Genomic DNA, 12,828 nt, shown 5'->3' on the forward strand with positions numbered 1-12,828 from the left:
GCAATGTTGCGCTTGGATGGTAGCAGGTGATCGCCGTTCGATCATCGCGTCTGCGGCCCAAGGCAAGGATCGGCGGGGACAGACTGAGACACAGCGCGCAGCCGGTTGCGGCTCGCGCTGTGTGGTTGCCCGACATGGCCGGGCACTACGCGTGGGACATGCCCCGTTGCGCCAGGTGCAACGGCAGGCTTAGTCCTTGGTGACGCGGTTGATTTCTGCCAGGCTGGTGGTGCCGGCCGCGGCCTTCATCAACGCAGACTGACGAAGATCGTTGACGCCCGCGCGTTGCGCAGCCTCTGCGATCTGGATGGCATTGCCACCGGCAAGGACGATGACCGAAATTTCTTCGCTCATCGGCATCACCTGGTAGATGCCGGTACGACCCTTGTATCCCTCGGTACACTCTTCGCAACCCACGGCCTCGTACAAGGTGATGCCTGCATCCAGCTGGGCCTGGGTGAAGCCTTCGGCCAGCAGCGCATTGGCGGGCAGATCGACCGGGCGCTTGCAGTTGTTGCACAGTCGACGCGCCAGGCGCTGGGCGATGACCAGCGTCACCGAGCTGGTGATGTTGAACGGCGCGATGCCCATGTTCATCAGACGCGCGATGGTCTGCGGCGCATCATTGGTATGCAGCGTGGAAAGCACCATGTGGCCGGTCTGGGCGGCCTTGATGGCAATCTCGGCCGTTTCCAGGTCGCGGATTTCGCCGACCATGATGATGTCCGGATCCTGACGCAGGAACGAGCGCAGCGCGGCGGCGAAGGTCATGCCGCGCTTGTTGTTCTGCTGCACCTGGTTCACACCGGGCAGCCGGATTTCAACGGGATCTTCGGCCGTGGAGATGTTACGGGTTTCGTCGTTGAGGATGCCCAGCGCGGTGTACAGCGACACCGTCTTGCCCGAACCGGTCGGACCCGTGACCAGCACCATGCCGTACGGCTTGTGGATGGCCTCCAGGAACAGTTTCTGCTGCACGTCTTCATAGCCGAGCTTGTCGATGCCCAGCTTGGCGGCGCTGCCGTCCAGGATACGCAGCACGATCTTTTCGCCGAACAGCGTCGGCAGCGTGCTGACGCGGAAGTCGATCTGCTTGGTCTTGGACAGATTGAGCTTGATGCGTCCGTCCTGCGGCACGCGCTTTTCGGCGATGTCCAGCTGCGACATCACCTTCAGGCGTGCGGCAATGCGCTGGTTGAGCTTGACCGGGGCCTTGGCCACGTTCTTGAGCAGGCCATCGATACGGAAGCGTACGCGGTAGTCGTCTTCGTACGGTTCAAAGTGAATGTCCGACGCGCCCTTGCGGATCGCGTCGACCAGGACCTTGTTGACGAACTTGACCACCGGGGTATCGTCGCCCTTGGCATCGTGACCGGAGTCGGCGTTTCCCCCCTCCTCGTCGCCGGACGAGACGTCCAGATCGCCCATGCCATCATCATCGCCGCCCCCCAGTGAACCACCCAAGGCGTCATGTTTGGACTGCCATTGCTCAAGGGTGCGGCGGATCTGCTCCTCGTCCACAAGGATAGGTTCCACCACCAGGTTGGTGTGGAACTTGATTTCATCCAACGAATGCGTCGGATCGCTGGTGCCCACGAACAGCTTGCCGCCGCGCTTGAAGAGCGGCAACACGTGATGCTTGCGCAGCAGCTCCTCACTTACAAGGCTGATGGCACTCTGCGCGCTGTCGAAAACGCTAACGTCCAGCAGAGGCATGCCGAACTCAAGGGCGTTGGCCGCCGCCAACTGGGCTGCGGAGACCAACTTCTTGTCGGCGAAGTATTGCGGCAGCGGTTGTTTGGCTGCTGCGGCCTTGGCCATCGCATCCCGGGCGGCAGCTTCATCCAACGCCCCGTCCTGCACCAGACGACGAGCGATGCCGGTGATCCCGACGAGGTTGGCAGTGACGACGGCATTCATGGGCCGAATCCTTCAGTACGAGCCTGCATTATGGCCAGCTTGAGCGCCGGCTACTAGCACCCGGCTGGACGATAGCGTGCGTCGAATGCACTACCGTCGCAGGTCCAGACGCCGGCTGCGCTGCGCCGAAGCACCAAACTCTTACCATTGACAGGCGCGCCCCCCTTGACGGTGCAGCTGATGTTACCCACACCTGCTGCATTAAGGTCTGCCGCGACCACAGGGCAGCGCTCACTGACCCGCAGGCCGATGTAGTCGGGCGACACCACGCTCGCATCATTACTGTCCTGTGCGACAGCTTCGAGCATGGTTTTGCCGGGGCGGATTTCAGCCAACGCCGCGCCCAACTGGGCCTTTGCCATGTAATCCTGGTAAAGCGGCAGCGCAATGGCCGCCAGGATGGCAATGATCGCTACCACGATCATCAGTTCGATCAACGTAAAGCCTGATTGCCTTTTCCTACGCATGAATGTTCCCCCTGATGATCGACTCGTCGCGGCCGCCAGCCTCTGAAGCACTATCCGTGCCAACTACAACCCTCATAAAAAGAAAGCCCCGCAATGCGGGGCTTTCTCAACTCAGACGAAAGCCTGAATTACGGAGCTGCGCAGCCAGCCGGGATGTACTTCGCGTCCAGGCCACCGGTGGTGGTGCAAGCCCAGGTGCCAGCATCGGTGCGGTTCAGCACGATGCTCTTGCCGGCAACCTTCGAATTGCCCTTCAGTGCGCAGGCAAGCGACGCGGTACCAGCCGATGCGGTGCCGGTAGCGGTGATGTCGCAGCGCTGGGTGGTAGCGGTCAGGCCGACGGTGGCAAGGGTCACGTCCTTACCTTCGTTCAGCAGCACTTCTGCCTGGGTCTTGCCGGGGGTGATTTCAGCCAGGCCAGCGGTGGCCTGCGACTTGGCGACGTAATCCTGGTACATCGGCAGAGCGATGGCGGCCAGGATGGCGATGATCGCGACAACGATCATCAGTTCGATGAGGGTAAAGCCCTGCTGCTTCTTCATGAGTACATCCCCTAGAGGTGGTTTGAAAAATGAACACTGGGTCGAGCCTAGCCGGTCGACCGGCTGAGCAAGGCAATCGCCCGTGCGGGTGGTTGAAAGCAGGTTGCGTGCCAACTTCTCAGCAATGCTCCCCAGCATTCCCCGGCGCAATGATGGCAGCAATCTTCAGGATTGGAACCCCCCTCACAGCATTTTGCGACCCGAATGGCATTGTGACGCGTTGCGTCACCTTCTGACGGAGGCGGTCTTGGACCCCGGTCACGGATTGTCGTCAGGGAGGGATGCCATGACGGCCCGGAACCGGCTACCATTCGGCGCAGAAGCCCGCCTGGGGATGGCGTGGCTGGGGAGCCTGTATGTCTGTCAGCCGTAGTGCAGTCAAGAAAGAGCCCGTGGCGCGTAGCACCATGGAGTTGCAGCCGTTTGTCTGGGAGGGGACCGACAAGCGGGGTGTGAAGATGAAGGGCGAACAGCCCGCCAAGAATGCCAACCTGCTCCGCGCCGAGCTGCGGCGGCAGGGCATTACGCCTAACGTGGTCAAGCCCAAGCCCAAACCGATGTTCGGGGCAGCAGGCAAGGCGATCAGCGCCAAGGACATCGCCTTCTTCAGTCGCCAGATGGCGACCATGATGAAGTCCGGCGTACCGATCGTGGGCGCACTGGACATCATCGGCAGCGGGCACAAGAACCCCCGCATGAAGAAGATGGTGAAGAGCATCCAGACCGACATCGAGGGCGGCTCGTCCCTCTATGAGGCCATCAGCAGGCACCCGGTCCAGTTCGATGAGCTCTACCGGAACCTGGTGCGGGCCGGCGAAGGCGCGGGTGTGCTCGAAACGGTGCTGGACACCGTAGCCAATTACAAAGAGAACATCGAGGCACTGAAGGGCAAGATCAAGAAGGCCTTGTTCTACCCGATCATGGTTTTTGCGGTCGCCCTGCTGGTCAGCGGCATCCTGCTTGTGTGGGTTGTCCCGCAGTTCGAGGACGTGTTCAAGGGCTTTGGCGCCGACCTGCCCGCCTTCACCCAGATGATCGTGAACCTGTCCCGGTTCATGGTGTCCTATTGGTGGCTGATCCTTATTGTCACTGTAGGCGCCGCCGTCGGCTTCATAGCCGCGTACAAGCGATCACCGACCATGCAGCACACCATGGATCGCCTGATCCTGAAGGTGCCAGTCATCGGCCAGCTGATGCACAACAGCGCCATCGCCCGTTTCGCCCGCACCACGGCTGTGACCTTCAAGGCCGGTGTGCCGCTGGTGGAGGCCCTGGGCATCGTGGCCGGCGCCACCGGCAACAAGGTGTACGAAGAAGCGGTGCTGCGCATGCGCGACGATGTGTCGGTCGGCTTCCCGGTCAACATGGCCATGAAGCAGGTCAACCTGTTCCCGCACATGGTGATCCAGATGACGGCCATCGGCGAAGAGGCCGGCGCCCTGGATGCCATGCTGTTCAAGGTGGCCGAGTATTTCGAGCAGGAAGTGAACAACGCAGTGGATGCGCTGGCCAGCCTGCTGGAGCCGTTCGTCATGGTGGTTATTGGTACTATCGTCGGCGGCATGGTGATCGGCATGTATCTGCCCATCTTCAAGCTGGCCTCCGTAGTCGGATAATCAATCAATGGCATTTCTCGACCAGCATCCCGGCCTCGGCTATCCCGCCGCGGCCGCACTGGGGTTGCTGATCGGCAGCTTCCTCAATGTGGTGATCCTGCGCCTGCCCAAGCGGCTGGAGTGGCAGTGGAAGCGCGACGCCCGCGAGGTGCTCGAGCTTCCAGACATCTACGAGCCACCCCCGCCCGGGATCGTGGTCGAGCCGTCGCACTGCCCGCACTGCAAGCACAAGCTGTCCTGGTACGAGAACATCCCGCTGTTCAGCTGGCTGATCCAGGGCGGCAAGTGCCGCCATTGCCAGGCGCCCATCTCCATCCAGTACCCGCTGGTCGAACTGCTGACCGGGCTGCTGGTGGTGGCGAGCGTGTGGCAGTTCGGGTTCGGCTGGCAGGGCTTTGGGGCGATCGTGCTCAGCTGCTTCCTGATCGCCCTGTCCGGCATCGACCTGCGCACGCAGCTGCTGCCCGACCAGCTCACCCTGCCACTGATGTGGCTGGGGCTGATAGGCAGCATCGACAACCTGTACATGCCGGCCAAGCCCGCCCTGCTGGGTGCGATTGCCGGCTACCTGCTGCTGTGGTCGGTGTGGTGGCTGTTCAAGCAGATCACCGGCAAGGAAGGCATTGGCCACGGCGATTTCAAGCTGCTGGCGGCGCTGGGGGCCTGGTGTGGATTGAAGGGCATCCTGCCGATCATCCTGCTGTCGTCGGTGCTGGGCGCGATCATTGGCTCGATCTGGCTGTACTCGCGGGGCCGCGACCGCGCCACGCCGATCCCGTTTGGCCCTTACCTGGCCGTTGCCGGCTGGATCGTGTTCATGTGGGGCGAGCCGCTGATCAACGCCTACCTGAGATTGTCCGGCCTGCGCTGAGGGCACGCCGATGAGCGCGTTCGTGATTGGATTGACCGGCGGCGTGGCCGCCGGCAAGAGCGAGATCAGCCGTCGGTTCGAAGCGCTGGGCATTACGGTGGCCGACGCCGACGTGGCCGCCCGCGCGGTGGTGGCGCCCGGCAGCGAAGGCCTGGCGCGGATCGTCGATCATTTTGGTTCCCCTATCCTGCTGGCCGACGGCCAGCTTGACCGTGCCGCGTTGCGCGCGCGCATCTTCGCCTCGGCGCAGGAGCGGCAGGCGCTGGAAGCCATCACCCACCCGGCCATTCGCCAGTTACTGCGGCAGACCTGCGAGCAGGCCGAGGGGCCGTATGCGATTGCCGCGATTCCGCTGCTGACCGAGGCCGGCGGGCGGCAACAGTACCCCTGGCTGGACCGGATCCTGGTGGTGGATGTGCCGGTGGCGGTGCAACACGCACGACTGATGCAGCGCGACGGCATCGATGCCGGGCTGGCCGATCGGATGATCGCGGCGCAGGCCACCCGCGAGGCGCGGCTGGCGCTGGCGGATGACGTGGTGGTCAATGATGGCCACCCGGACCATTTGCAGGCCGAGGTGGTGCGGCTGGATCAGGCGTACAGAGCCCTGGCGCGGTAGAGCCACGCCCTGCGTGGCTGCGCGTTCCCCGGCGAAGAGCAGCCACGCAGGGCGTGGCTCTACGCAAAGGTGATCCGTCAGCCCGCCGGCGAAAACGTCAACGTCGCCACGACGCCACGCGCTTCACCCGGACGCACATTCACCTGCCAACCGTAAAGATCGCACAGGCGACTGACGATCGACAGGCCGATACCGCCGCCCTGCGAGTGGCCGGCGTGGGTGCCACGGTAGCCGCGTTGGAACAGCTTGGCCGCATCTTCCGCACTGAGCCCCGGACCGCTGTCGGTCACCTCGACCCGGTTGCCGGTGACCAGCACCCGGACCGAGCCTTCCTGGGAGTACTTCACGGCGTTGCCGATCAGGTTGCCCAGTGCCACCGACAACGCCGACTCCGGTGCGTCGATGACCAACTCGCGGTCGCCCTCCAGCACCAGCTCAAGCGGCTTGCCGCCCAGCTGGGCGCGGTGGGCATCCAGCAGCTGTTCGGCCACGCGCGCGACGTTGCTGCTGCCCTGCCCGCGCTCATTGCGCGACAGCAGCAGCAGTGCACCAATCAGGTCCGTGCACTGCTGTTCTGCACGCTGGATGCGCTGCAGGCGCTGCAGCACCTTGGGGTCCAGGTCCGGGCGGGTCAGCAACAGCTCGGTGGCGCCACGGATCACCGCCAGAGGAGTGCGCAGCTCATGGCTGACGTCGGCGTTGAACTCGCGGTCGCGCTGCACCACTTCGGTGAGCCTGGCCGAGTAGTCGTCCAATGCCTGGGCCAGCTGCCCCACCTCATCGTCCGGGAAGCGCGGTGCCAAGGGCGCAGGTTCGCTGGTGCCACCGCGATAGGCGCGCAGCCGAGCGGCCAAGTCGGAGACCGGCTTCATGACCTTGGAAGCCGACCACCAGCCCAGCACCAGTGACAGCGCGCTGAAGACCAGTACCGAGAAGAACAGCGCGCGGTTCAACTGCGCTTCGCCGCGAAGGCTCTCGGTCATGTCGTAGGCGAGGAAGAACCAGGCGTCGGGGGTCTTGCGCACGGCCAGCTTGTACGAGAACGGGTTGTTCTGCTCGTCCATGCCGCTGACGCTGTAGTTGCCATTGGAGAATGCCGCCCACTCCGGGCGCTCTTCGCGGACCCGGTCGAACTTGTCGCTGGGATAGGCAAATGCACGGATCTGCTGCACCGGCAGGTCCGGGCTGCGAGACGGATCCAGCTGGAAGCGCCGCGCGAACTCATCGATGTTGCGGTTCATTACGTCTTCGACGAGCTGGTTCTCCACGCGCGCGCGGGTCCAGTTCGTGGCGAACGCGAACAGTGTTGTCAGGCAGAAGCCCAACAACACGAACGAGACGATGATGCGGCTGCGCAGCCGCCGCCGGTATGGCGCGCGGCGACGCTCCCCCCTGGCCCTCACCGGATCAGGCTTCCGGGGCGGCGATGCGGTATCCGATGCCATGGCGGGTCTGGATCAGCGGTACCTCGAACGGCTTGTCCACCACGGCGCGCAGGCCGTGGATGTGCACGCGCAGCGAGTCGGAATCCGGCAGCTCTTCACCCCACACGCGGGTTTCAAGCTCCTGGCGGGTGACCACGGCCGGTGCGGCTTCCATCAGCGCCTGCAGGATCTTCAGGGCAGTGGGGTTGAGCTGCAGCAGCTTGCCCTGGCGGCGGACCTCCAGGGTATCCAGGTTGTATTCCAGGTCGCCGGTTTCCAGCACCCGCGTCTGCACGCCCTTGCCGCGGCGCGACAGGGCGTTCAGACGGACCTCGACTTCCTGCAGCGCGAACGGCTTGATCAGGTAGTCATCGGCACCGGAATCGAACCCGGCCAGCTTGTTGTCCAGCGAATCCCGTGCGGTCAGCATGAGCACCGGGGTCTGCTTGCGCGCTTCGTTGCGAAGCTTGCGGCAGACCTCGATCCCATCCATGCCCGGCAGATTGAGATCCAGCACGATCGCGTCGAACTCGTGCACGACCGCCAGATGCAGGCCGGTCACGCCGTCGGCGGCGAAGTCCACGGTGTGGCCGCGGTCTTCGAGGTAGTCGCCCAGATTGGCGGCGATGTCGCTGTTGTCTTCAATTACTAGAATTCGCATGTGACCTCTACTGTTTGAATTGGCCCATCCGCTGCGCGTCATCGAGGGTATTTCGACCCGCTTCCTTGGCGCGCGCACGTTGGGCAACGGTCATGCATTGCGTCGTGGCCCGGTTGGATCCCGTCACCTTCTCACGCTTGCAGATCAGTCGGCTATCTTCGCGCGCCTGCGTCAAAACCGTGTTCACAATTTGTTGGTCGTTCAACTGCTCGACCTTGGCTGACTCCGGGATGGACGTACCCTGCGGGTAGCGCTCGGTGATGGCACGCAGGCGCGACAAGGAGGTGCGCACGCGGCTGCGGTCATCCCCCTTGAGCTCTACATAGGTCTCGCCATCGTTCATTTGCTTCTCGATGCGATCAATCTGTTCAGCAAGCGGCTTGCCGGGGGTGAACACCTCCTCCCCCGCTTTCGGACCGGCCTGCGCCGTCCAGACAGCCAGCAACAGCGCAGCAGCTCCGGCCATCACCATCATTCGCTTCATTACAACCATTCCCTAGTCAGTAGAAGAAGCCGAATGTATCGCTGCGGGCGACGCCGCAGCAAGTGAGTTTCGGCAGGTCCAGAAAAAGGCCCAGACGGATCCCGCCTGGGCCTGAAGTCATTCCCGATTACCGTTTTCTGCTGAGGAGGGCAGAGCTGCGGTCCGTTGAAGCCTACGCCGGGGGCGATTAAACCCGTGTTAAAACCGGCAAATGCGCGCGAAAAATTATCAGGCCTTTGATTTTAAAGGCTTTTTCATCAAGGCCACCTGGCCAGCGACGTGTTCGATGATGCGCCCCGCCAGATCGTCCTGGCTGATCCCCTCGATGCCTTCCAGCCCGGGCGTTGAGTTGACCTCCAGCACCAGCGGGCCCCGGCTGGAGCGGATCAGGTCGACCCCGGCGATGCCCAGCCCCAGTGCCTTGGCCGAACGCACGGCCACCTGCTGCTCGGCGCGGGTCGCCTTGGCCGCGCCTGCGCTGCCGCCGGCGTGCAGGTTGGAGCGGAAGTCCCCCTCCGGGGCCTGGCGCTGCATGGCGGCCACCACCTGGTCACCCACCACCAGGCAGCGCAGGTCCGCGCCCTGCGCCTCGCCGATGAACTCCTGCATGAGGAAGTTGGCATACAGCCCGCGCAGCGCCTCGACGATGCCGCGCGAGGCGCTGGCCTTCTCCGTCAGGATCACGCCGCGGCCCTGGGTGCCCTCGTTGAGCTTCACCACGTGCGGCGGCGGGCCCAGCATGGACAGCAGGTCCACGGTGTCGTCGGGGTTGTCGCCGAACACCGTCACGGGCATGTCGATGCCCTTGGACGCCAAAATCTGGTGCGCGCGCAGCTTGTCGCGCGCGCGCAGGATGGCGTCGGACGGATTGGGCGTGCACGCCCCCATGATTTCAAACTGGCGCAGCACGGCGGTGCCGTAGCGGGTCACCGAGGCACCGATGCGCGGAATCACCGCGTCCACCCCGGTAATGGGCCGGCCCTTGTAATGCATGGTGAAACCGTCGGCCGCAATGCGCATGTAACAGCGCAGCGGGTCAAGCACCCGCACGGTATGGCCGCGCGTGCGCGCCGCGTCCACCAGCCGCCGGGTGGAATACAACTTGCTGTTGCGGGAGAGGATGGCCAGTTTCATCGCGGCATGCAGGGTGTGGGAAGCGCGAAGCATAGCGCGCGCCAGTGACGCGCAGGAGAGCCCCCCCTCCGTATATGAATACCCTGGGGCCCGATCCACTGTACAGGCTCCCTCTCTCTTCACCCCTACCTCATCGACAGCCAACCTTCACGGGGCCAAGGGAGGCCGTCGCTCAGTCCCGCCCGGGAAACCGTGCGTGCTTCACATCAACCGCGCTCTGCAACTTTTCCTACTCCGAAAATGCCAACTCAAGCATCTCGGGCCGAAAGCGCGGCAGCTACCCTCGCTGTGGCTGCAGGACACGACTGTAGTGAAAATGACACCACATGGAGGCTACGAAATGAATGCAATTGGAGCAGCAGGCGGATCGGAGTACGACATTCGAATGATCACCACCCCGGCCCGAATTGAAGAAATCGCAACGGGCTCGATTACTGCCTTTGAAAGCAACTGCTTCGGCACCTTTGGTACGGCGGGGACGCTGGGAACGGCGACGGGCTGCATGGGCACGGCAGGCTCTGCCGGAACCTACGGCTGCAGCGGTGGTGATGATGGCGGCGGGACCGACAAGCCAGAGCAATAACCCCCGACGCCATCCATGGGGCTGCCCAAGTCGGACGATGACTGCGGCGGCCCCAGCCCCCGCCCTGATCAAACAAACTGCAGAGATCACCATGGTCGCGCACCGGTCGGATAGCCTGCCCCTCTCAATCCACGCACTGACATGTCGCTACGGTGATACGACAGCACTGCAGGACGTATCACTACACGTTGCAGCTGGTGAGATTGTCGGACTGTTGGGCCCGAATGGTGCAGGAAAGACAACGCTCTTCGAAGTGATCGAAGGTGTGCAACGCGCAGCCATAGGCGAGGCTTTCCTGTTCGGGCACCCTCCGCGATCCATCCCTGCTCATGTCAGAGCCGCAACCGGCTTCGTTTTCCAACGGAATGCCCTTCCAGAGCATGTGCGGGTTTCGCAGCTTCTGACTCTGTACAAGCGCGTTCACGGATCGACCGAACGCATTGAAGAGCTCGCTCAACGGCTGGGGCTCGCGCACCTCACGACGCGTATTGTCGGGGAACTGTCTGTTGGACAACGCCAACGAGCCTCGGTCTTCACAGCACTGGCGGGTTCTCCACGACTGATCTTGATGGACGAGCCCACCGCCGCGCTCGACCCAAGGTCCAGGCGCGCAGTCTGGGATGTGCTGCTGGACATGAAACGTGAGGGTCTACTTTCTGGTCTTATCGCAACGCACGACATGGCTGAAGCCCAGACGCTGTGTGATCGCATCATCTTTATCGAGAGTGGAAGAATTTGTGCATCCCTCCAGACTAGTGAGGCATTGGAGTCCCTACACCTGTCCTTTGCGTTCTGGGCCCCGGGTGAGATCTTCGACTCTCACCAGATCTTCAGCGATCTTTCGCTTGATGCCACGCCGGGGCTGAACCGCTACCGGGTGTACTGCCCAAAAGAAAGGGCCTCCGACCTTGTCGCCGCCATCTTGTCTGCCGAGACGACGATGGGATTCGACGCTCGACTTGAGCTTGGCCAGCGCAGCCTGGAATCAGCCTACTTCGAGCATGTAACCACCGCAAACTGATTCGACTTCATATGTCCAGACCTCCACGCTTCTCCCTGCATTGGGCGGCATACCAAAGCTATGTATCCATGTCCCTTTCGCATTTTCTTCGGAACGGCGTAGGCGTGGCGATGACCCTGGCCGTACCACTCTTGTTCATCCTGATGTACGGCTACGCGCACCTTCTTGGATCCCCGGAAAGGCGCGTATCCGTCGGCCTGCTTCCCGCCGCAGCGCATACGCAGGAGTGGAGAACAGCGCTCCCCTCAGAAAGCTTCAAGATCAACGATATCGAAGAAGAAAAGCTGGTGTCAGCCATCCGCGAAGGGAACACGGCGATTGTTCTCGACAGGGATCCGGAGTCCGGGCAGGCAATCGCGCACTCCTCCCCGTACTGGAAGCCAGTCGCCCAACTTCTTGTCCGCGCCCTGGATGCTACAGCGACAGAGCACTCTGACATTGACGATAGGCTGCATCTGGTCGACCCCGACGACTCACCTTTCCTGATGCTTCCCGCCATCATGGTGATGGCACTACTCAACGTTGGGCTCTTCACTGCCGGCACGAAGCTGCTTCGCGAGCGATCACAGGGAACGCTTCGAATGCTTCGAATGCTTCCCATCTCAATAGGCTGGTACTTCCTTGCAGAACTCACGACAAAGTGGATCGTCTCAGCGACGTTGATCGCGTGCTACCTGGCTGCCGGAATGGCGATCTTCGGGGTGTCACTCACGTGGCACCAGATACTTGAGACGTCCCTTGTCTCAATGCTCATTGCGTCTGTATTCGTAACGATCGGCATCGTGCTGGCAAGCACGCTCTCCAGCCACTCCATCGGCATACATGCATTCACGCTATGCAATCTGCTGATTCTGTTCCTGGGAGACCTGTTCTTCTCCGCAAGCAAGTTCCCTGCAACCAGCTGGATCGCGCTGACTCTCCCGACCCCGTACGCAATGGATCTACTTCGTCATTCGATGTTCGAGAGCGAACTTCGCTTCTCCGTGGCTACGTCGCTTTCAGTCCTATTTGCTTGGCTGCTTGCGCCACTCGCCATTGCCATCCGGACCTTCAAGTACAAGACACGGGAGTAAGCAAATGACTTCAGCCGCGTATCTTGAGATTCAGGCGGGCGGTCGGCGGCGGGCCCTCCGGCACCTCGTCCCGGAACTACTGGATCGTCAGGACACCAATCGAGCGACGATGGTCGCCTTTCGCTTTGACTGGAACATGGACCAGCCAATGCTTCGCATTCGGCTGCCGGGGTGCCCTGGCGACGATCCCCGCCATACACGAATGATCACCATGGCGGAGTACGCGCTGGATGATGTCATGAGTCGCCACCCCTGGGACGATGCCCCCCTGATTGATTGGACCGGCACGGGAGGAAGCCGGCGGCTTTCTGTTCACGTGAGTGCTCATCGAGACCCTGAGCTCATGGCTGATCAACTGGATCCTGAGGTACGCAGAATGATTGTGCGGCAATTGGGTACGGGGGGAAGGGCGT

At 62.6% G+C, this 12,828-nt stretch carries 13 protein-coding genes; 6 read left to right on the forward strand and 7 right to left on the reverse strand.

Annotated features, from left to right (window positions below; translation table 11 throughout):
* Positions 1-189: 189 nt before the first annotated feature.
* From pilB to AC3ITN_RS15160, 3 genes are all read right to left on the reverse strand, one after another.
* A complete protein-coding gene (pilB, locus tag AC3ITN_RS15150; protein WP_489391038.1) occupies positions 190-1,920 on the reverse strand; it encodes a type IV-A pilus assembly ATPase PilB in 1,731 nt (576 codons plus the stop codon).
* A 53-nt stretch (positions 1,921-1,973) separates the two neighbouring features.
* Positions 1,974-2,387 (reverse strand): pilin, encoded by a 414-nt coding sequence (locus AC3ITN_RS15155; protein WP_489391039.1) that lies wholly within the window; start codon positions 2,385-2,387, stop codon positions 1,974-1,976.
* A gap of 128 nt (positions 2,388-2,515) precedes the next feature.
* Positions 2,516-2,929, reverse strand: coding sequence for a pilin (locus tag AC3ITN_RS15160; protein ID WP_489392945.1), 414 nt, complete (start codon positions 2,927-2,929; stop codon positions 2,516-2,518).
* 356 nt (positions 2,930-3,285) lie between these two features.
* Here AC3ITN_RS15160 and AC3ITN_RS15165 point away from each other — a divergent pair, with 356 nt between their 5' ends.
* Genes AC3ITN_RS15165 through coaE form a run of 3 tightly spaced genes read left to right on the forward strand, consistent with a single transcriptional unit; the run spans position 3,286 to position 6,035 of the window.
* On the forward strand, positions 3,286-4,545 hold the full coding sequence (locus tag AC3ITN_RS15165; protein WP_489391040.1) for a type II secretion system F family protein: 1,260 nt from the start codon (positions 3,286-3,288) through the stop codon (positions 4,543-4,545).
* A 7-nt stretch (positions 4,546-4,552) separates the two neighbouring features.
* A complete protein-coding gene (locus tag AC3ITN_RS15170) occupies positions 4,553-5,416 on the forward strand; it encodes a prepilin peptidase (RefSeq protein WP_489391041.1) in 864 nt (287 codons plus the stop codon).
* A gap of 10 nt (positions 5,417-5,426) precedes the next feature.
* On the forward strand, positions 5,427-6,035 hold the full coding sequence (coaE, locus tag AC3ITN_RS15175; RefSeq protein ID WP_489391042.1) for a dephospho-CoA kinase: 609 nt from the start codon (positions 5,427-5,429) through the stop codon (positions 6,033-6,035).
* 77 nt (positions 6,036-6,112) lie between these two features.
* On the opposite strand, the gene AC3ITN_RS15180 is transcribed toward coaE, so the two are convergent.
* The 4 genes from AC3ITN_RS15180 to rimK all read right to left on the reverse strand — a co-directional run bounded on the left by AC3ITN_RS15180 (position 6,113) and on the right by rimK (position 9,738).
* A complete protein-coding gene (locus AC3ITN_RS15180) occupies positions 6,113-7,438 on the reverse strand; it encodes a sensor histidine kinase (RefSeq protein ID WP_489391043.1) in 1,326 nt (441 codons plus the stop codon).
* Positions 7,439-7,442: 4 nt separating this feature from the next.
* Positions 7,443-8,120, reverse strand: a complete 678-nt coding sequence (locus AC3ITN_RS15185; protein WP_017356179.1) for a response regulator transcription factor — start codon at positions 8,118-8,120, stop codon at positions 7,443-7,445.
* Positions 8,121-8,127: 7 nt separating this feature from the next.
* Positions 8,128-8,604, reverse strand: a complete 477-nt coding sequence (locus tag AC3ITN_RS15190; protein ID WP_489391044.1) for a hypothetical protein — start codon at positions 8,602-8,604, stop codon at positions 8,128-8,130.
* A 228-nt stretch (positions 8,605-8,832) separates the two neighbouring features.
* Positions 8,833-9,738 (reverse strand): 30S ribosomal protein S6--L-glutamate ligase, encoded by a 906-nt coding sequence (rimK, locus tag AC3ITN_RS15195; protein WP_489392946.1) that lies wholly within the window; start codon positions 9,736-9,738, stop codon positions 8,833-8,835.
* Between the two features lie 196 nt (positions 9,739-9,934).
* Here rimK and AC3ITN_RS15200 point away from each other — a divergent pair, with 196 nt between their 5' ends.
* From AC3ITN_RS15200 to AC3ITN_RS15210, 3 genes are all read left to right on the forward strand, one after another.
* The gene (locus AC3ITN_RS15200) at positions 9,935-10,321 is read left to right on the forward strand and encodes a hypothetical protein (RefSeq protein WP_489391045.1); all 387 of its coding nucleotides are present in this window, start codon (positions 9,935-9,937) and stop codon (positions 10,319-10,321) included.
* 37 nt (positions 10,322-10,358) lie between these two features.
* Positions 10,359-11,342, forward strand: coding sequence for an ABC transporter ATP-binding protein (locus tag AC3ITN_RS15205; protein ID WP_489391046.1), 984 nt, complete (start codon positions 10,359-10,361; stop codon positions 11,340-11,342).
* 110 nt (positions 11,343-11,452) lie between these two features.
* A complete protein-coding gene (locus AC3ITN_RS15210; RefSeq protein WP_489391047.1) occupies positions 11,453-12,415 on the forward strand; it encodes an ABC transporter permease in 963 nt (320 codons plus the stop codon).
* The last annotated feature ends 413 nt before the right edge of the window (positions 12,416-12,828 follow it).

This window comes from Stenotrophomonas sp. KH_036_B (genome assembly GCF_057839485.1).